Source organism: Klebsiella sp. CB_Kp196, assembly GCF_040061575.1.
In the GTDB taxonomy this organism is placed as follows: Bacteria; Pseudomonadota; Gammaproteobacteria; order Enterobacterales; family Enterobacteriaceae; genus Klebsiella; species Klebsiella michiganensis.
Genome location: NZ_JBEAFH010000034.1, coordinates 157,383 through 177,621, shown reverse-complemented (window position 1 = coordinate 177,621; position 20,239 = coordinate 157,383). Strand labels below are relative to the sequence as shown.

Sequence of the window (20,239 nt, the reverse complement as noted above, 5' to 3'; positions counted from 1 at the left end):
CTAACAGCTGTCCCTCATGCATAAACTGGACGCGATGGGCTTTCTGTCGCTCCAGTTTCCCTCCGTAAGACGCTCCAGAAGGACGCGCCCGGCTTCTATACCAATCTTATGGTGCGGTACCGCCATGGTCGTTAACGGCGGCTGGCAGACCCGGCTCACGTCGCTGTCGCCAAAACCGACGACGGCTAAATCATCCGGTACCTTTATGCGCCGACGCTGACATTCATACAGCGCTCCGCATGCCAGCTCATCGGAAACGCAAACCAGCGCATCCAGCTCCGGCCATGCCAGCAAAAACTCCGGCAGCTGTGAAGCGCCGGTGGAAAAGTTGGCGGGCAGCGCGGCGTTAATTACCCGGTTAGGCGACATATGATGGCGCAGCATGGCTTTATACCACCCCTGCAAATGCTGCTGAAAAATCCACTGTTCCTGATTGGCGCACAGCAGACCGATATTCTGATAGCCGCGGTGGATAAGCATCTCCGTCAGCTCGAACATCGCCGCTACGTTATCAATGCCAATATTCATGTCGATCGGATCGGCGCGCATTGCGCCCATCTCCACCACAGGAATCGAGGCGTTCTTCAGCCAGTGGCGTACGGTATCGCTGTGTTCAACGCTAAGCAGAATGGCGGCGGCGATGTTAGAGGCCAGCAGCGTTTCCAGCAGCTTTTCTTCCTGCTCCAGACGGTGCAGCGATTCTGCCAGCATGATTTGATACCCTGCCGGCTGTAATACCTGCTGAAGCCCGGCAAACATCGCCGAACAGCCCGCCTCTGCAAGATTTGGCACCACCATCGCAATGGTTCTTGAGGAGGCAGACGCCAGCGCGCTGGCGGCGAGATTAGGCATGTACCCTAGCTCTTGCACCGCCGCTTCGATTTTTTCACGTAGCTTATCGGAAACCTGTTCCGGCGTGCGAAGGGCGCGGGACACGGTCATGGTTCCCACACCAGCCAGCTGAGCAACATCGGCGATCGTGACTTTACCGGTACTACGCCGTTTTCGGGTTAGAGACATACATATTCCTGCTAAACAGACGTTTTTATTATCATCCATTACTTCATGTGTCAGGGAGTATACGCCTTAAACGGGCCTTTTTGCTGCGTTTTGATGGGATGATTACGAATTGATAGCGCTATCACAAATCTGAATGTTCAGCATTGGTAGCGCTATCTTTGTGATCGTTCTCGCAGATAACTATTGGCTGCTTGCATAAAGTTTGCCCATCTTTTGCTAAAAGAGGCGGGACAAAATGCTCACGACTTGGCTCTCTGATGCCACCATCGCGCTGCGGCAAAGCGTAGAGACCTGGCCACAGGCGCTGGACATCTGCGCCCGGCCGCTGCTGAAGGCCGACGTTATCGAACCTGCCTACGTGACGGCCATCGTGGAGCAGCATCAGCGGCTCGGGCCGTACTACGTGCTGGCCCCGGGACTAGCGATGCCGCATGCGCGGCCTGAGGAGGGCGCGAAGGGCCTGGGGCTGTCGCTGTTGAAACTGCAACAAGGGGTATCGTTTGGCTCTGAGGAGTTCGACCCGGTTGATATTATTATTATGCTTGCGGCGCCGGATAAACATAGCCATATCGAAATGATTTCTGCCCTGGCGGAATTATTTTCCAGCGATGAAGATATGAATAAATTACATCAGACAACCAATATTGAGGAGATAAAAACGATCATCGCGCGCTACTGATTCAATTTTATTATCCGGCTTATAACCCATTACGCGCCTGCGTGATGCGGACGTACTCTACCCAAAAAAGGTGATAACAATGAAAATTATGGCAATTTGCGGCTCTGGCCTGGGCAGTAGTTTTATGGTTGAGATGAATATAAAAAAAGTGCTTAAAAAACTCGATATCGAGGCCGAGGTAGAGCACTCCGATCTGTCGTCGGCAACGCCGGGCGCGGCGGATTTATTCGTGATGGCAAAAGACATTGCCGCCAGCGCCAGCGTGCCGGAAAGCCAGCTGGTGGTGATTACCAACATCATCGATATTAACGAACTCGAAGCGCAGCTGCGCGCGTGGTTCGCCAGACAATAATTATTGATAGCGAGGTGGATATGTTTATCCTTGAAACGCTGAATTTTGTTGTTGATATTCTAAAAGTACCCTCGGTGCTGGTCGGTTTAATTGCGTTAATTGGTCTGGTAGCGCAAAAGAAATCTTTCTCAGATGTCGTCAAGGGAACCATTAAAACAATTCTGGGTTTTATTGTTCTTGGCGGCGGTGCGACGGTATTAGTCGGTTCGCTGAATCCGCTGGGGGGCATGTTTGAACATGCTTTTAATATTCAGGGCATTATTCCTAATAACGAGGCGATTGTTTCTATTGCCCTGGAAAAATACGGTGCTTCAACCGCGCTGATTATGGCGTTCGGGATGGTAGCGAATATTGTGGTCGCCCGGTTTACGCGTCTGAAGTATATCTTCCTGACCGGTCACCACACTTTCTATATGGCCTGTATGATCGGCGTGATTCTTACCGTGGCGGGTTTCGAAGGCGTCGGGCTGGTCTTTACCGGCTCTCTGATCCTCGGGCTGGTGATGGCGTTCTTCCCGGCGCTGGCCCAGCGCTATATGAAGCGTATTACCGGTACGGATGATATCGCTTTCGGCCATTTCGGCACCCTCGGCTATGTGCTGTCGGGTTGGATCGGTAGCGTCTGCGGTAAAGGATCGCGTTCAACTGAAGAGATGAACCTGCCGAAAAACCTGAGCTTCCTGCGCGACAGCTCCATCTCCATTTCGCTGACCATGATGATTATTTATCTGATTATGGCGGTGAGCGCGGGGCGCGAGTACGTGGAAAGCACCTTTAGCGGAGGCCAGAACTACCTGGTTTACGCCATCATTATGGCGATTACCTTCGCCGCCGGGGTGTTCATCATCCTGCAAGGGGTACGTCTGATCCTCGCGGAAATCGTGCCGGCCTTTACCGGATTTTCAGAAAAGCTGGTGCCCAACGCCCGTCCGGCGCTGGACTGCCCGGTCGTTTACCCCTACGCGCCCAACGCGGTGCTGATTGGCTTCCTGTTTAGCTTCCTCGGCGGTCTGGTCGGGCTGTTCCTCTGCGGGCAGTTTAAATGGGTGCTGATCCTGCCCGGCGTGGTGCCGCATTTCTTTACCGGCGCGACCGCAGGCGTCTTTGGCAACGCCACCGGCGGGCGGCGCGGGGCGATGATTGGCGCGTTTGCCAACGGCCTGCTGATCACCTTCCTGCCGGTGCTGCTGCTGCCGGTACTGGGGGCGATTGGCTTTGCCAACACCACTTTCTCGGATGCGGATTTCGGCGCCGTGGGTATCGTGCTGGGTAACCTGGCCCGCTACCTGTCGCCGTTTGCGATTACCGGCCTAGTTGTGGCGTTGTTTGTGCTGCTGGTGGCGTACAACGTTTTTGTGAAAAAGAAACCTGTGGGCGGCGGCGCGCAGGAGAACAGCGGAGCGAAATCATGAATGTGCAAGAAGTGACTAACCTGGCGCGGGACATTCGCGTCGCTACCCTGAAATCGCTGACGGACCTCGGTTTCGGCCACTACGGCGGCAGTATGTCGGTCGTGGAGACGCTGGCGGTACTGTACGGCGCGGTGATGAAAATTGATCCCGCGGACCCGGACTGGCCAGAGCGCGACTACTTTGTGTTATCAAAAGGTCATGCCGGCCCCGCGCTGTACAGTACGTTAGCGATTAAGGGGTATTTCCCGATGGAGGAGCTGAGCACGCTAAACCAGAACGGTACGCGGCTGCCAAGCCATCCGGACCGGCTGAAAACGCGTGGGGTGGACGCCACTACGGGCTCGCTGGGGCAGGGGATTTCCATCGCCGGCGGCATGGCGCTGTCGCATAAGCTGGCGGGGCGGGCGAATCGCGTGTTCTGTATCGTTGGCGACGGCGAGCTGAATGAAGGCCAGTGCTGGGAAGCCTTTCAGTTTATTGCCCATCACCGTTTGAATAATCTGACCGTGTTTGTTGACTGGAACAAGCTACAGCTTGACGGCAGGCTGGATGAAATCATTTGCGCTTTCAACCTGGAGGATAAATTCCGCGCCTTTGGTTTTGATGTTGTCACCGTCAAAGGCGATGACATCCCCGGGCTGCTGGCCGCGGTTCAACCCGTACCTCCCGTCGATGCGCGCCCGCGCGTGGTTATTCTCGATAGCGTGAAAGGCCAGGGCGTGCCGTATCTCGAGAATCTCAGTAATAACCACCATTTACGCCTGACGGCGGAGATGAAAGAGACGCTAAACGAGACGATTCGCCAACTGGAGGCTGAACATGATTAAGGTTGTACCCGCAGGGCAAAAAGATGCCGTAGAGATGCGTAAAGTCTATGCCGGATTCGTCGCGCAGCAAATTGAAGCCAGGAGCCCGATTATCGCGCTGGAAGCGGATCTGATGAGCTCCATGGCGATGGATGGCGTCGCGCGGCAGCATCCGCAGCACGTCATCAACTGCGGCATTATGGAAGCCAACGTGATCGGCACCGCCGCCGGGCTATCGTTGACCGGACGCAAGCCGTTTGTCCATACCTTTACCGCTTTCGCCAGCCGCCGCTGCTTCGACCAGCTGTTTATGTCGCTCGATTATCAGCGGAATAACGTCAAGGTGATCGCCTCTGACGCCGGGGTGACCGCCTGCCATAACGGCGGAACCCATATGTCGTTTGAAGATATGGGGATCGTGCGCGGTCTGGCGCATTCGGTGGTACTGGAAGTGACCGATGCGGTGATGTTTGAGGATATTCTGCGGCAGCTTATCGATCTCGACGGTTTTTACTGGGTACGCACGATCCGCAAACAGGCGCCGAGCGTCTATGCGCCGGGTTCGACGTTTACCATCGGCAAAGGGAATGTGCTGCGCGAAGGCGACGACATTACCCTGATTGCCAACGGGATCATGGTGGCGGAAGCCCTTGAGGCGGCGCGTCAGCTTGAGCAGGAAGGGGTCAGCGCGGCGGTGATTGATATGTTTACCCTGAAGCCCATCGACCGCATGCTGGTGAAAAATTATGCCGAGAAAACCGGACGTATCGTGACCTGTGAAAACCACAGTATTCATAACGGACTGGGATCGGCGGTGGCGGAAGTGCTGGTGGAGACCTGCCCGGTTCCGATGCGTCGCGTGGGGGTGAAAGAGCGCTACGGCCAGGTGGGAACGCAGGATTTCTTGCAGAAGGAGTATGGCCTGACGGCGCATGATATTGTCTCGGCGGCGCGAGAGCTGCTGTAAATAAAAAGGCGACCATCCGGTCGCCTTTTTTCATGCAGCGGGCAGATTATGCTTGCTGCTGGGACGACTGAATCGCGGTCAGGGCGATGGTATAGACGATATCGTCAACCAGCGCGCCACGGGACAGGTCGTTCACCGGCTTACGCATCCCCTGCAGCATCGGCCCGATGGAGATCAGGTCGGCAGAACGCTGTACGGCTTTGTAAGTGGTGTTACCGGTGTTCAGATCCGGGAAGATGAACACGGTAGCGCGGCCGGCAACCGGGGAGTTCGGCGCTTTGGATTTCGCAACGTCAGCCATGACCGCCGCATCGTACTGCAGCGGGCCGTCGATCATCAGGTCAGGACGTTTTTCCTGCGCCAGACGCGTGGCTTCGCGTACTTTCTCTACATCGCTGCCTGCGCCAGAGGTGCCGGTGGAGTAGGAGAGCATGGCCACGCGCGGTTCGATGCCGAAGGCAATTGCGGAGTCTGCGGACTGGATGGCGATTTCAGCCAGCTGTTCAGCGGTGGGATCCGGGTTGATCGCGCAGTCGCCGTAAACGTAAACCTGTTCCGGCAGCAGCATGAAGAATACGGAGGAGACCAGGGAGCTGCCCGGCGCCGTTTTGATCAGCTGCAGCGGCGGACGGATGGTGTTGGCGGTGGTGTGAACCGCGCCGGATACCAGACCGTCGACTTCGTCCTGCTCCAGCATCAGGGTGCCGAGAACCACGTTGTCTTCCAGCTGCTCGCGGGCAACCGCTTCGGTCATCCCCTTGCTCTTACGCAGCTCGACCAGGCGAGCAACGTAGCTTTCGCGAACCACTTCCGGGTCAACGATTTCAATACCGGCGCCCAGCTCTACGCCCTGAGAGGCGGCCACGCGGGTGATTTCATCCGGGTTACCCAGCAGTACGCAGGTGGCGATACCGCGCTCGGCGCAGATAGCCGCGGCTTTAACGGTACGCGGCTCGTTGCCTTCCGGCAGCACGACGCGCTTGCCTGCTTTACGCGCCAGCTCGGTAAGCTGATAGCGGAAGGCTGGCGGAGAGAGGCGACGGCTGCGCTCGGAAGTTGCGGTCAGCGATTCAATCCAGTCGGCGTTGATATAGTTAGCCACGTATTCCTGAACTTTCTCGATGCGCTCGTGATCGTCAACCGGAACTTCCAGGTTGAAGCTCTGCAGGCTCAGAGAGGTTTGCCAGGTGTTGGTGTTAACCATGAATACCGGCAGGCCGGTTGCAAACGCGCGTTCGCACAGTTTGCTGATGCGGGCGTCCATTTCGTAGCCGCCGGTCAGCAGGATAGCGCCGATTTCCACGCCGTTCATCGCGGCCAGGCAGGCGGCGACCAGAACGTCAGGACGGTCTGCGGAAGTGACCAGCAGGGAACCTGCGCGGAAGTGTTCCAGCATGTGCGGAATGCTACGCGCACAGAAGGTGACGGACTTCACGCGACGGGTATTGATATCGCCTTCGTTGATGATGGTGGCGTTCAGGTGATGCGCCATATCAATCGCGCGGGTGGCGATCAGATCGAAGCTCCACGGCACCGCGCCCAGAACCGGTAATGGGCTACCGCTCTGCAGCTGAGCCGGATCGATCTTCACGACTTTTGCTTTGGAAGAGTCGTCGAAGATTTCCGACAGGTCAGGGCGAGTACGGCCCTGTTCGTCAACCGGCGCATTCAGCTTGTTGACGATCACGCCGGTGACGCTGGTGTTTTTCGCGCCGCCGAAGCTGCTGCGAGTCAGCTCAATGCGCTCTTTCAGCTGTTCCGGAGTATCGGTACCCTGGGACATCACAAAAACGATTTCAGCGTTCAGCGTTTTCGCGATTTCGTAGTTCAGAGACTGGGCAAACTGATGTTTGCGGGTCGGGACCAGACCTTCAACCAGCACCACTTCCGCATCTTGCGCGTTGGCGTGGTAGTTGGCGATGATCTCTTCCATCAGCACGTCTTTCTGATTGCTGGAGAGCAGCGACTCAACGTGGCTCATCTTCAGCGGTTCTGCGGCCGGAAGGTCGGAGTTCGCGCGAATAATAGTGGTAGTCTGGTCTGGCGCATCGCCACCGGCACGCGGTTGAGCGATAGGTTTAAAGACGCTCAGACGAACGCCTTTACGTTCCATAGCACGGATAACACCGAGGCTGACGCTGGTCAGGCCTACGCTGGTTCCGGTAGGGATCAGCATGATTGTACGGGACACGATATATCCTCTTTCGTTACCGCCAGTATCAGGCGGGATACAAAACTGCACCACCAGCTTCCCGTCATACTTCAAGTTGCATGTGCGTTGGCTTTACTCGCTCACCCCAGTTACGTACTACTCGTACGCTCCTGGGGGATTCTCTGCGTCGCCGCCTTCCTGCAACTCGAATTATTTAGGGTTATGGCTGGCGGTGTGGAATCAGGCGGTCAGACGGTTGGCGTCTTGCGCGATGACCAGCTCTTCGTTGGTCGGAATGACGATAGCCGGGCGAGTGCCTTCTTTGTTGATGAAGCCAGACTTGCCGAAACGGGCTGCCAGGTTACGCTCGTGATCAACTTCAAAGCCCAGTACGCCCAGTTTGCCCAGAGACAGTTCGCGAACCATCGCGGCGTTCTCACCGATACCACCGGTGAATACGACGGCGTCCAGACGACCGTCCATCAGCGCGGTGTAGGAGCCGATATATTTCGCCAGGCGGTGGCAGTAAACGTCCATGGCACGTTTAGCGTCAGCTTTTTCCTGGTAGTTGTCTTCAACGTAGCGGCAGTCGCTGGTCACTTCGGTCAGACCGAGCAGACCGGACTCTTTGGTCAGCATTTTGTTGATGGCGTCTACGCTCATGCCCAAGGCATCGTGCAGATGGAAAATGATTGCCGGGTCGATATCGCCAGAACGCGTACCCATAACCAGACCTTCCAGCGGAGTCAGCCCCATGGAAGTGTCAACGCATTTACCGTTGCGGATAGCGGAAACGGAACCACCGTTGCCCAGATGGCAGGTGATGATGTTCAGTTCTTCAACCGGTTTGTTCAGAACTTTCGCGGCTTCCTGAGTCACATAGAAGTGGCTGGTGCCGTGCGCGCCGTAGCGACGTACGCCGTGTTCTTTGTACAGGCTGTACGGCAGGGCATAGAGGTAAGATTCTTCCGGCATGGTCTGATGGAACGCGGTGTCGAACACGGCAACGTTCTTGTCTTTCAGATTAGGGAAAGATTTCAGCGCCTCAGCGATACCGATCAGGTGCGCCGGGTTGTGCAGCGGAGCGAAAGAGGCGGAGTCTTTGATTCCCTGAATCACGGAGTCATCGATAACGACGGAGCTGGTGTATTTTTCACCACCGTGAACGATGCGGTGGCCGATTGCGGTCAGCTGAGCAGACAGTTCTGGTTTTTGTGCCAGAATAGTGTTAACGATAAAGTTCAGCGCTTCACTGTGAGCAGCGCCAGCGCCTAATTCGGCTTCTTGCTTGCTGCCGTCCATTTTCCATTTGATACGGGCTTCAGGAAGATGGAAACATTCTGCTAAACCAGACAGGTATTCGTCACCGTTGACGGCATCAAGGATAGCGAATTTCAGAGAGGAGCTACCGCAGTTCAGAACCAGTACTAACTTACTCGACATGGAAGTACCTTTTATGATACGTGGCTAAAAAAACGTCAATGTGTCACAAAGCGTAGCGCAGGATGACATCGACATTTATGATTAACATCATGCCTTGTACTGTTTTCGGGCACGATGAGAGAAGTACATTTGATTTTATGTCATTTTGCATAATTTTCAGCCGGTGGCAGAATATGCGATAATTTGACTAACCTGGTAAAAGGGTCTAACCGCCCCTCAGGTGCGCACAGAATACCTGATTGAGGCCGTCATTGCCAAAATCTTTTGAACGTTGTCATGCACAGTTGGTGTTTTGCACAAATTTTTTAAGTTTTATATGTAAAGTTGAGGTAAGCCATGTCCGGTCCCGAGAATCGCCCTGTGAGTTTTTTTGGCTTGTTTCGCCACGGGCAGCACTATGCAAAGACCTGGCCTCTGGATAAGCGCCTTGCCCCGGTGTTTATTGAAAACCGTATTATTCGCGCCACGCGCTATGCGATTCGCATCATGCCGCCGGTGGCGATTTTCACGCTGTGCTGGCAAATCGCCCTCGGCGGCCAGCTGGGCCCTGCCGTGGCTACCGCGCTGTTCGCGCTGAGTCTGCCGATGCAAGGCTTATGGTGGCTGGGTAAGCGTTCGGTAACGCCGCTGCCGCCGTCGATACTGAACTGGTTTTATGAAGTACGGGGTAAACTCCAGGAGGCGGGACAAGCGCTGACGCCGGTTGACGGCAAGCCGGATTATCAGGCTTTAGCTGACACGCTTAAGCGCGCCTTCAAACAACTGGATAAAACTTTCCTTGATGATTTGTAATTGTATCGGGAAAACGCATATAAAAGAAGGCGCATAATTGATGCGCCTTCTTTTTTCACGTCGTAAAAGTGCCACAGGAGTCAAAAATGGAAATGACCAATGCGCAGCGTCTGATTCTGTCGAATCAATACAAAATGATGACGATGCTCGATCCGGACAACGCTGAACGTTACCGCCGCCTGCAGACCATCATTGAGCGTGGATACGGGCTGCAGATGCGTGAGCTGGACCGCGAGTTTGGCCAGCTTACCGAGGAAACGTGTCGTACCATCATTGATATCATGGAGATGTATCACGCGCTGCATGTCTCTTGGACGAACCTGAAGGATGCCAGCGGAATTGACGAGCGTCGGGTCACCTTCCTCGGCTTTGACGTAGCGACCGAAGCCCGCTATCTCGGCTATGTCCGCTTTATGGTTAACGTTGAAGGGCGCTATAGCCACTTTGACGCCGGCACTCACGGCTTTAACGCCCAGACCCCGATGTGGGAAAAATACCAGCGCATGCTGAGCACCTGGCACTCCTGCCCGCGTCAGTACCATTTAAGCAGTAACGAAATTAACCAAATTATCAACGCCTGATGGAGGTTCCCGTGCAGTGTAAAGGTTTCCTGTTTGATCTTGACGGGACATTGGTCGATTCGTTGCCGGTAGTGGAGCGTTCGTGGTGCAAATGGGCGGATCGGTTCAGTATCCCTCATGATGAAGTGCTGAACTTCATTCATGGCAAACAGGCGATAACCTCGTTGCGTCATTTTCTCCCCGGCCGCAGCGAAGAGGAGATTCAGGCAGAGTTCACCCTGCTGGAAACGGTAGAAGCAACGGATACGGATGGCGTAACGGCGCTGCCGGGCGCGGTGGCGTTGCTCAGGACGCTCGATCGCGCGGGGATTCCGTGGGCGATCGTGACGTCGGGTTCGATACCCGTCGCCCACGCTCGTCATCGTGCCGCGGGGCTGCCTGAGGCGAAGGTTTTTGTTACCGCCGAGCGCGTAAAGCACGGGAAACCCGCACCGGACGCCTACCTGCTGGGGGCTGAACTGTTGGGGCTGGCGCCGGGGGATTGCGCCGTCGTGGAGGATGCGCCTGCCGGTCTGCTCGCCGGGCTGAATGCCGGCTGTCGCACCATCGCGGTCAATGTGCCCGCCGATGCGCCGCGTCTTGATGAAGCGGATTTAGTATTAACGACGCTGGAGAGCCTGCAGGTTGAACGCCTGCCTGACGGCAACGTGAATATTATCCTTAAAGATTAATCTCATGATTTAGCCCCGCGCCGGCGGGGCTTTTTTATGCCAGACTTCCAACTCCATCTTCTGACAAGGATAAGTTGTGAACGGTGAATTGATTTGGGTGTTATCTCTTCTTGCCGTAGCCGTCGTGCTCTTTGCCACCGGAAAAGTGCGCATGGACGCTATCGCATTGCTGGTGATTGTCGCTTTCGTCCTCAGCGACACTTTAACGCTCAGCGAGGCCTTCTCCGGCTTTAGCGATCCTAACGTTATTCTTATTGCCGCGCTTTTTATTATTGGCGATGGGCTGGTGCGCACCGGGGTCGCCACCAAAATGGGCTCCTGGCTGGTGAAGGTTGCCGGGAACAGCGAAACCAAAATGCTGGTCTATTTGATGTTAACCGTTGCCGGATTAGGGGCGTTTATGAGCTCGACCGGCGTGGTGGCCATTTTTATCCCCGTGGTGCTCAGCGTGTCGATGCGCATGAACACCTCCCCTTCGCGGTTGATGATGCCGCTCAGTTTTGCCGGACTTATCAGCGGGATGATGACCCTGGTGGCCACACCGCCCAACCTGGTCGTTAACAGCGAACTTTTACGCGAAGGGCTGCAAGGATTCAGCTTTTTTAGCGTTACGCCGATAGGTCTGGTGGTGCTGGTTCTGGGCGTTTTCTATATGCTGGTGATGCGCTTTATGCTCAAAGGGGAAGAGGGCGAGCAAGCGCGAGATGGCCGAAAAAGAAGCACCTTCCGCGATCTCATTAAAGATTATCATCTCACGGGACGCGCGCGCCGCCTGGCCATACGCCCCGGCTCGCCGATGATTGGCCAGCGCCTGGACGACCTGAAGCTACGCGAGCGCTACGGGGCGAACGTTATCGGCGTTGAGCGCTGGCGGCGCTTTCGACGGGTTATCGTTAACGTTAACGGCGTATCGGAATTCCGCGCCCGCGACGTCTTGCTGATCGATATGTCGGCCTCAGACGTGGATTTACGCCAGTTCTGCGGCGAGCAGATGCTCGAACCGATGGTGCTGCGCGGCGAATATTTTTCCGATCAGGCGCTGGACGTGGGGATGGCGGAAGTCTCTCTGATCCCGGATTCAGAACTGATTGGCAAGTCGGTGCGCGAAATCGCCTTTCGTACCCGTTTTGATTTGAACATCGTGGGGCTGAAACGCGATGGCAAAGCCCTTGACGGCGCGGTGACCGATGAAGCCTTGCAGCTTGGCGATATCATGCTGGTGGTGGGCAACTGGCGGCAGATAGCGCTGCTGGCTAAGCGGGGCCGTGACTTTGTGGTGCTGAATATGCCCATCGAGGTCAACGACGCCTCGCCGGCGCACAGCCAGGCGCCGCACGCGATTTTCTGTCTGGTGCTGATGGTCGCGCTGATGCTGACTGACGAAATTCCTAACCCTATAGCGGCCATCATTGCCTGCCTGCTGATGGGGAAATTCCGCTGTATTAACGCCGAGAGCGCCTATAAAGCTATCCACTGGCCGAGCATTATCTTGATTGTCGGAATGATGCCTTTTGCTCTGGCGCTGCAGAAAACCGGCGGCGTGGATCTGGTGGTTCAGGGACTCATGGATGTGGCGGGGAGCAAAGGACCGTACCTGATGCTTGGCTGTCTGTTTGTGATGTGCGCGGCTATCGGCCTGTTTATTTCCAATACCGCCACCGCGGTGCTGATGGCGCCCATTGCGCTGGCCGCGGCAAAGTCGATGGGCGTTTCGCCTTATCCCTTTGCGATGGTGGTCGCCATGGCGGCCTCGGCGGCGTTTATGACCCCGGTATCGTCGCCGGTGAACACCCTGGTGCTGGGGCCGGGGAAATATTCATTCAGCGATTTTGTCAAAATCGGCGTGCCGTTCACCCTCCTGGTGATGGTGGTGTGCGTCCTGCTGATCCCGGTGCTGTTTCCGTTCTGATTCAGCGGCATCCTTCCCCGGTCAGGCTGACGCTGGCCGGGGAAGTGTGGGTTCTATAAAGGCGAATCCTGGCTGATTTCATCGAGGGAAAGATGGAAGCTCGGGACAAACACCTGCATAAAGTAGTCCATCTCTGCGCTGCGGCGCGATTCCAGCGTTTTCTCAAGCCGGCCTTTGGCCAGCAGAAATTCATTGTTCCCCGCCGATAGCTCTTCCAGACACTTCAGGTAGGCGCAAAGCGCATCCGCCTGCTTGACAAGGGATTTTTCCTCTTCGCTGTAGTGATGCTCATCGATCAGCGGTTCAAAAATGTCGCGCAGTTCATCAGGAACCATATCGACCAGCTTCTGCTGGGCGATTTTTTCGATGGCTTTGTACTCTTGCGCGATCTGCGAATTGAAATATTTTACCGGCGTCGGCAGGTCGCCGGTCAGGACTTCCGAGGCATCGTGATACATCGCCAGCAGCGCGATGCGTTCGGCGTTAACCCGCCCGCCGAATTTACGATTTTTGATCGCCGCCAGCGCATGGGCCACCATCGCGACCTGTAAGCTGTGTTCGGAGACGTTTTCGGTGCGCACATTACGCATCAGCGGCCAGCGGTTGATCAGTTTCAGGCGGGAGAGGTGGGCAAAGAAATGACTCTGACTCATAGGAACCCTTAATCAGTTACGACGTCGGGTGTCATTGTGCGCAGGGATTGCCGCCGGATGCAAATCCCGGCGGCTGGACAGATAAAATCAGAGCTGGTGGTAGCCGGAAAGGAAACGCCCGAAACGGGTAATTGCCATTTCAAGATCGTCTTCGCGCGGAAGGGTCACAATACGCACGTGGTCCGGCCACGGCCAGTTAAAGGCGGTACCCTGAACCAGCAGGACTTTCTCCTGCAGCAGAAAATCGAGCACCATCTTCTGGTCATCGTGAATATTAAAGCGTTTAGCGTCTATTTTCGGGAACATATACAGCGCGCCTTTCGGCTTAGTGCACGAGACGCCCGGAATGTCGTTAATCAGCTCCCAGGCGCGATTACGCTGTTCATACAAGCGTCCGCCGGGAACAATAAATTCGCTGATGCTCTGATAGCCGCCGAGAGCGGTTTGGATCGCATGCTGGGCCGGGACGTTGGCGCACAGGCGCATAGAGGCCAGCATCTCCAGGCCTTCGATATAGCCTTTTGCGTGTTTCTTCGGCCCGTTCAGCACCATCCAGCCCTGGCGGAAGCCGGCAACGCGGTAGGTTTTTGACAGGCCGTTAAAGGTAACGGTGAGTAGATCCGGGGCCAGCGGCGCAATTGAGTGGTGCTGCGCTTCATCGTAGAGGATCTTATCGTAGATCTCATCGGCGAAAATAATCAGGTTATGCTGGCGGGCGATCTCGACGATCTCCATCAGCAGCTCTTTTGAGTACACCGCGCCGGTTGGGTTATTCGGGTTGATAATCACGATGCCGCGGGTACGCGGGGTGATTTTCGCGCGGATATCGTCGAGGTCCGGGAACCAGTCGGAAGACTCATCGCAAAGATAGTGCACCGCTTTACCGCTGGAAAGCGCGACCGCGGCGGTCCACAGCGGATAATCCGGCGCCGGGACCAGCATTTCATCGCCGCTGTTCAGCAGCGCCTGCATGGCCTGGACGATAAGCTCCGAAACGCCGTTACCGATATAGATATCTTCGACCGTCACATCACGCATACCGCGGGCCTGGTAATGCTGCATGATGGCCTTACGGGCGGAATAGAGGCCCTTTGAATCACTGTAGCCCTGCGAGGTAGGGAGGTTGCGGATAACGTCAACGAGGATCTCGTCAGGCGCGTCAAAGCCAAACGGCGCTGGGTTGCCGATGTTCAGCTTCAGGACTTTATTGCCTTCTTCTTCAAGGCGTTTCGCCTCTTTCAGAACCGGGCCGCGGATGTCGTAACAGACGTTATCTAACTTGCTGGATTTTTCGATGGGGGACATGAACCTTGACCTTTTAGCTGTTATCGCCACTCCCTGCCGTGGAAGTCAGCACGGAATAATGTACTCCGCCTCCCCGCTGTTTTGAAGGGTTAACAGGAGAAGATTTTGCTATTCATCGCTTTTTGGTTTAATCAATTTGTCTGGTGAGCTGCGCTTTTGTTTATACATTACACCTTTAATACTTTTATTGATGGTCTTATATTGTGCCTGGTGGTGTTTTGGCGAACGTTTATCTGGTTTGTTGATTTAAAGAGGACCGGCGCTTGTTTTTTGCGCGTAAAACGAATCATCGTCTGGTGAACGTTTAATTCACAATACGCTGAAGGTTGTAACAACTTTGCTAGATATTTTTAATGAAAGTATTTAATAGCTAAATGAGTTTTATTTTATGCAAGGAATATTCTTAGATCTGTTAATTTAATTAAAGTGCTGACCAGCATTTAAAGTGGCCTGAGATAATACTGATTAACGCTTATAAATATTGTGGTTTTCGGTTAGAATATCGCCGTTAATACCGACATATGGCTATGCCAGGTAGCTTATTTCTTTATTAATACATTGTTATTGCAGGTTTTTGTTCTGCCTGAGCCCGATGGCAAGGTTTGTCGCCGGTGAGGATGCAGACAATGGTCATTGACGGCTATTTTTTGCGTCACATCACAAAAACAAATGCGTCGTAATTAAAAGCGCTTAGGCGTACGAGCAAAATATTACTCTGAAATTCCGCGCATTTGCTGCGGATGAGTGCTTTCTAATGCAATAACGTTCGTCCAGTTGTTCATCCGTCCGTCTCTGGCGGGTAACGCGAAGCTTAAGGATTAGCCGGAAGCCTGGAGCACAGCATCAACAAGGCAGGTAAGCATTAGCCGCCTGAATGTGAAGCAAATATGATAAATGAAAATCGTTCGATACTAAATTTAGACCTCGATCTCTTGAGAACCTTTGTTGCCGTCGCCGATCTCAGTACCTTTGCCGCTGCCGCCGTCGCGGTGCGCCGGACCCAGTCAGCGGTGAGCCAGCAGATGCAGCGGCTGGAGCAGCTGGTTGGCAAAGAGCTTTTTGCTCGCCACGGACGCAATAAGCTTCTGACCGAGCAGGGCATTCAGCTGCTGGGCTATGCGCGGAAAATTCTGCGCTTTAATGATGAAGCCTGTATGTCGCTCATGTTTGGCAGCCTGCAGGGAACGCTGACCGTCGGAGCCTCTGATGAGACGGCGGATACCATTTTACCGTGCCTGTTAAACCGGATTGGTAGTTTTTATCCCAGGCTGACGCTGGAAATCAAAGTCCTCAAACACCTTGATATCGTCGATATGCTGAAGAGCGGGGCAATCGATCTTGCGCTGACGACCCGACAAACCAAGGGTTCTGACATGCTGACGCTGCGCACGTCGCCAACGCTGTGGTACTGCGCAGCGGATTATGTCCTCCCTCAGGGCGAGTCTGTCCCGCTTGTTTTGCTGGATGCCCCGGATCCGTTTCGGGAAGAGATCGTTGAGGTACTCAACGCCGCCGGCGTTGCGTGGCATCTTTCCCATGCGGCAAGCTCAATGGCGGGGGTGAAGGCGGCGGTGAAAGCCGGGCTTGGCGTGACCGCGCAGCCGGTAGAGATGATGAGCCCCGAATTTCGCGTACCGGGCCGGAGTGACGGTTTACCCGTACTGCCGGATACTCGCTACATGCTGAACTGCAATCCGCAGAAGGCAAGCGAGCTGACGCAGGCCATTTTTCAGTCGTTGAGCGCAGAGTACCAGCCGTGGTCAACACAACGCGTTTATACTCCCGAAGGGGGAGATAATTCCCTTATTTCCTGAGCGGGAAAAGCTAACAAACATCACAAAAACTGGTAACAAAATGTAAGTGTAAAAACGAACCCCAGACGTGTGAAATTGCCGCTGCGGTTCGTTTTTTTCAAATTTTATTGATTAATAGAAACTTTTGTTGATTTCTTTTGAGCTAAATCAGTAGGTTAGATCCGCTCCTCCTCTCATTTCTCGACTTTTCTCTGCACTTTCAATACTTCCTGCTAATGTTAAAAAACCATCTGGTTTGTTGCTGTTTTCTTGGTTGAATTAACAAAAGCGTGTCGCAGATCAAGAAAATACCCCTCCTTAGGGGGAGGAATCGTGTCTGAATCCTGTCAAAATAGGCGGGCCATTTTGATTTACGGCGGAAACGGACACGATTCAACAACACTAAAGCCGAACAGTATGCAAGGTTATTCCGCATGAAAGGGCATTTAATGTTAATGAAAAAAATCCAATGTAAATTAATGTTGTGAAAACTTTTGTTAAAGTTGACAAAAGGTTAATGAAAGGAGTAAAAAGCCACCGCAACTGGCCTTCCACATCACCCAGGGACGCTTTTTTGCACGGCTATTTTTTTATTCCTCCCCGTGAAACGCTGTGGCGTTCATCTGCCAGTAAGAGCAGAGGGTTTTAGCGCTACACTTTTTTGGTTAAGCAATGCGTATGTCAACATCCACTGAAGTCATCGCTCATCATTGGGCATTCGCTATATTTCTCATCATCGCTATCGGCCTGTGCTGCCTGATGCTCGTCGGCGGCTGGTACCTTGGCGGACGCGCGCGCGCGCGAAGCAAGAACACGCCGTTTGAATCCGGGATCGACTCCGTCGGTTCGGCTCGCTTACGTCTTTCTGCGAAGTTTTATCTGGTTGCCATGTTCTTCGTTATCTTCGACGTGGAAGCCCTGTATCTCTACGCATGGTCGACTTCTATCCGTGAAAGCGGCTGGGTCGGCTTTGTGGAAGCCGCAATTTTCATTTTAGTGCTACTGGCTGGTCTGGTTTACCTCGTTCGTATCGGCGCACTGGACTGGACGCCTGCGCGCTCCCGTCGCACGCTGGTTAACCCGGAAACAGACAGTCCCACTAACCGTCATACGCAGTAAAAGCGAGGCAATAAGATGGATTATACGCTCACCCGCATCGATCCTAACGGTGAGAACGACCGTTACCCCCTGCAAAAACAGGAGATCGTAACCGACCCCCTGGAGCAAGAAGTCAATAAAAGCGTGTATATGGGGAAACTCGAACACGCCTTGCATGACATGGTGAACTGGGGCCGTAAGAACTCAATCTGGCCTTACAACTTCGGCCTTTCTTGCTGCTACGTGGAAATGGTGACGTCATTCACCGCGGTGCATGACGTTGCGCGCTTTGGTGCAGAAGTATTACGTGCCTCCCCGCGTCAGGCTGACCTGATGGTGGTTGCCGGCACCTGCTTTACCAAAATGGCGCCGGTCATTCAGCGTCTTTATGACCAGATGCTGGAGCCGAAGTGGGTTATCTCGATGGGCGCATGCGCCAACTCCGGCGGAATGTACGATATTTACTCTGTCGTCCAGGGCGTGGATAAGTTTATTCCGGTCGATGTTTACATCCCGGGCTGCCCGCCGCGTCCGGAAGCTTATATGCAGGCGCTGATGCTGCTGCAGGAATCCATTGGTAAAGAACGCCGTCCGCTCTCGTGGGTGGTTGGCGATCAGGGCGTGTACCGCGCCAATATGCAGTCGGAACGCGAGCGTAAACGCGGCGAACGTATTGCAGTGACCAATCTGCGGACTCCGGACGAGATTTAACTTGCGCCTGCGGGCGGGATAAAAACTTCGCAAATCAATCTACTACAGCGCGAAGCCTCGCCGGCAGTCACCACGGACCTTTTGCAATGGTGAACAATATGACCGATTTAACCGCGCATGACGCCGCACCAGCCTGGCAAACCCGCGATCACCTTGATGACCCGGTGATCGGCGAACTGCGCAACCGTTTTGGGCCGGATGCCTTTACCGTTCAGCCAACCCGCACCGGCGTTCCGGTGGTTTGGGTGAAGCGTGAACAGCTGCTTGAGGTGGGTGATTTCCTGAGGAAATTGCCGAAGCCTTACGTGATGCTGTTTGACCTGCACGGCATGGATGAACGTCTGCGCACGCACCGCGACGGTTTACCCGCCGCGGATTTTTCCGTTTTCTATCATCTGATTTCCATAGACCGCAACCGCGACATCATGCTCAAGGTTGCCTTGTCTGAAAACGATCTGCATCTGCCGACCTTCACCAAACTGTTCCCTAACGCCAACTGGTATGAGCGTGAAACCTGGGAGATGTTTGGCGTGACCTTCGATGGTCACCCGAACCTGCGCCGCATCATGATGCCGCCGACCTGGGAAGGTCACCCGCTGCGTAAAGACTACCCGGCGCGCGCCACCGAATTTGACCCGTTTGAGCTGACCAAAGCCAAACAGGATCTGGAAATGGAAGCGCTGACCTTCAAACCGGAAGAGTGGGGCATGAAGCGCGGGACCGAAAACGAGGACTTCATGTTCCTTAACCTCGGCCCGAACCACCCCTCCGCTCACGGTGCGTTCCGTATTATTCTGCAGCTTGATGGCGAAGAGATCATCGACTGCGTGCCAGATATCGGCTACCACCACCGCGGCGCCGAGAAAATGGGCGAGCGCCAGTCCTGGCACAGCTACATTCCGTATACCGACCGTATTGAATATCTCGGCGGCTGCGTTAACGAAATGCCTTACGTGCTGGCGGTTGAGAAACTGGCGGGGATAACCGTGCCGGATCGCGTCAATGTGATCCGCGTGATGCTCTCCGAGCTGTTCCGTATCAACAGCCATCTGCTGTACATCTCCACCTTTATTCAGGACGTCGGGGCGATGACGCCGGTGTTCTTTGCCTTTACCGACCGTCAAAAGATCTACGATCTGGTGGAAGCGATCACCGGTTTCCGTATGCACCCGGCCTGGTTCCGCATCGGCGGCGTCGCGCACGACCTGCCCCGCGGCTGGGATCGCCTGCTGCGCGAATTCCTCGAGTGGATGCCGAAGCGTCTGGATTCCTATGAGAAAGCCGCGCTGCGCAACACCATCCTGATCGGTCGTTCGAAAGGGGTTGCCGCCTACAACGCCAAAGAAGCGCTGGAGTGGGGCACCACCGGCGCGGGCCTGCGCGCGACCGGCATCGGCTTCGACGTACGTAAATGGCGTCCCTATTCTGGCTATGAAAACTTCGACTTTGAGATCCCGACCGGCGGTGGCGTCTCCGACTGCTACACCCGCGTGATGCTGAAAGTGGAAGAGCTGCGCCAGAGCCTGCGCATTCTTCAGCAGTGCCTCGATAACATGCCGGAAGGCCCGTTCAAGGCGGATCATCCGCTGACGACGCCGCCGCCAAAAGAGCGCACGCTGCAGCATATCGAAACCCTGATTACGCACTTCCTGCAGGTTTCCTGGGGCCCGGTCATGCCGGCGCAAGAATCCTTCCAGATGATTGAAGCGACCAAGGGTATTAACAGTTACTACCTGACCAGCGACGGCAGCACCATGAGCTACCGCACCCGCGTGCGCACGCCAAGCTTCGCGCACCTGCAGCAGATCCCGGCCGCTATTCGCGGCAGTCTGGTCTCCGACCTGATTGTCTATCTGGGTAGTATCGATTTTGTTATGTCAGACGTGGACCGCTAA

18 protein-coding genes are annotated in these 20,239 nt (G+C 54.8%); 13 read left to right on the top strand and 5 right to left on the bottom strand.

Features of this window, described 5'->3' with window-relative positions; translation table 11 throughout:
- Entirely contained in the window at nt 1-1,020 is a 1,020-nt protein-coding gene (locus ABLU87_RS08740; RefSeq protein WP_128334601.1) for a LacI family DNA-binding transcriptional regulator, read from the bottom strand.
- Between the two features lie 235 nt (nt 1,021-1,255).
- Between ABLU87_RS08740 and ABLU87_RS08735 the strand changes: the two genes are divergently transcribed.
- The 5 genes from ABLU87_RS08735 (at nt 1,256) to ABLU87_RS08715 (ending at nt 5,236) form a co-directional block, all read left to right on the top strand.
- Nucleotides 1,256-1,699 carry a PTS sugar transporter subunit IIA gene (locus ABLU87_RS08735; protein WP_128334600.1) on the top strand — a complete coding sequence of 148 codons (444 nt, stop codon included), beginning with the start codon at nt 1,256-1,258 and terminating at the stop codon, nt 1,697-1,699.
- A gap of 79 nt (nt 1,700-1,778) precedes the next feature.
- Nucleotides 1,779-2,051, top strand: coding sequence for a PTS sugar transporter subunit IIB (locus ABLU87_RS08730; protein ID WP_004870916.1), 273 nt, complete (start codon nt 1,779-1,781; stop codon nt 2,049-2,051).
- Nucleotides 2,052-2,071: 20 nt separating this feature from the next.
- The gene (locus ABLU87_RS08725; protein ID WP_004852862.1) at nt 2,072-3,463 is read left to right on the top strand and encodes a PTS ascorbate transporter subunit IIC; all 1,392 of its coding nucleotides are present in this window, start codon (nt 2,072-2,074) and stop codon (nt 3,461-3,463) included.
- Entirely contained in the window at nt 3,460-4,290 is an 831-nt protein-coding gene (locus tag ABLU87_RS08720) for a transketolase (protein WP_014230259.1), read from the top strand. The genes ABLU87_RS08725 and ABLU87_RS08720 overlap by 4 nt, the downstream gene beginning before the upstream one ends.
- A complete protein-coding gene (locus tag ABLU87_RS08715; protein ID WP_128334599.1) occupies nt 4,283-5,236 on the top strand; it encodes a transketolase family protein in 954 nt (317 codons plus the stop codon). The genes ABLU87_RS08720 and ABLU87_RS08715 overlap by 8 nt, the downstream gene beginning before the upstream one ends.
- A 46-nt stretch (nt 5,237-5,282) precedes the next feature.
- Here the strand turns inward: ABLU87_RS08715 and pta are convergent, their stop codons facing one another.
- Nucleotides 5,283-7,427, bottom strand: a complete 2,145-nt coding sequence (gene pta, locus ABLU87_RS08710) for a phosphate acetyltransferase (RefSeq protein ID WP_014230257.1) — start codon at nt 7,425-7,427, stop codon at nt 5,283-5,285.
- 201 nt (nt 7,428-7,628) lie between these two features.
- Nucleotides 7,629-8,831, bottom strand: a complete 1,203-nt coding sequence (gene ackA / locus ABLU87_RS08705) for an acetate kinase (protein WP_004123156.1) — start codon at nt 8,829-8,831, stop codon at nt 7,629-7,631.
- Between the two features lie 336 nt (nt 8,832-9,167).
- Between ackA and yfbV the strand changes: the two genes are divergently transcribed.
- From yfbV to ABLU87_RS08685, 4 genes are all read left to right on the top strand, one after another.
- Nucleotides 9,168-9,623 (top strand): terminus macrodomain insulation protein YfbV, encoded by a 456-nt coding sequence (gene yfbV / locus ABLU87_RS08700; RefSeq protein ID WP_004104090.1) that lies wholly within the window; start codon nt 9,168-9,170, stop codon nt 9,621-9,623.
- An 86-nt stretch (nt 9,624-9,709) separates the two neighbouring features.
- On the top strand, nt 9,710-10,204 hold the full coding sequence (locus tag ABLU87_RS08695; RefSeq protein ID WP_004852855.1) for a YfbU family protein: 495 nt from the start codon (nt 9,710-9,712) through the stop codon (nt 10,202-10,204).
- Nucleotides 10,205-10,215: 11 nt separating this feature from the next.
- Nucleotides 10,216-10,875, top strand: coding sequence for a sugar phosphatase (locus ABLU87_RS08690; protein ID WP_009654668.1), 660 nt, complete (start codon nt 10,216-10,218; stop codon nt 10,873-10,875).
- 76 nt (nt 10,876-10,951) lie between these two features.
- Nucleotides 10,952-12,784: an SLC13 family permease gene (locus ABLU87_RS08685; protein WP_014230256.1), complete on the top strand. Its 1,833-nt coding sequence runs from the start codon at nt 10,952-10,954 to the stop codon at nt 12,782-12,784.
- Nucleotides 12,785-12,837: 53 nt separating this feature from the next.
- On the opposite strand, the gene yfbR is transcribed toward ABLU87_RS08685, so the two are convergent.
- The gene (yfbR, locus tag ABLU87_RS08680; protein ID WP_004852850.1) at nt 12,838-13,437 is read right to left on the bottom strand and encodes a 5'-deoxynucleotidase; all 600 of its coding nucleotides are present in this window, start codon (nt 13,435-13,437) and stop codon (nt 12,838-12,840) included.
- 87 nt (nt 13,438-13,524) lie between these two features.
- A complete protein-coding gene (gene alaA, locus ABLU87_RS08675; protein ID WP_004852849.1) occupies nt 13,525-14,742 on the bottom strand; it encodes an alanine transaminase AlaA in 1,218 nt (405 codons plus the stop codon).
- Nucleotides 14,743-15,629: 887 nt separating this feature from the next.
- Here alaA and ABLU87_RS08670 point away from each other — a divergent pair.
- The 4 genes from ABLU87_RS08670 to nuoC all read left to right on the top strand — a co-directional run bounded on the left by ABLU87_RS08670 (nt 15,630) and on the right by nuoC (nt 20,239).
- Nucleotides 15,630-16,556 carry a LysR family transcriptional regulator gene (locus ABLU87_RS08670; RefSeq protein WP_014839121.1) on the top strand — a complete coding sequence of 309 codons (927 nt, stop codon included), beginning with the start codon at nt 15,630-15,632 and terminating at the stop codon, nt 16,554-16,556.
- 651 nt (nt 16,557-17,207) lie between these two features.
- Nucleotides 17,208-17,654: an NADH-quinone oxidoreductase subunit NuoA gene (nuoA, locus tag ABLU87_RS08665; protein WP_004123140.1), complete on the top strand. Its 447-nt coding sequence runs from the start codon at nt 17,208-17,210 to the stop codon at nt 17,652-17,654.
- Nucleotides 17,655-17,669: 15 nt separating this feature from the next.
- Nucleotides 17,670-18,344, top strand: coding sequence for an NADH-quinone oxidoreductase subunit NuoB (gene nuoB, locus ABLU87_RS08660; protein WP_002913178.1), 675 nt, complete (start codon nt 17,670-17,672; stop codon nt 18,342-18,344).
- A gap of 86 nt (nt 18,345-18,430) precedes the next feature.
- Entirely contained in the window at nt 18,431-20,239 is a 1,809-nt protein-coding gene (gene nuoC / locus ABLU87_RS08655; protein WP_025106676.1) for an NADH-quinone oxidoreductase subunit C/D, read from the top strand.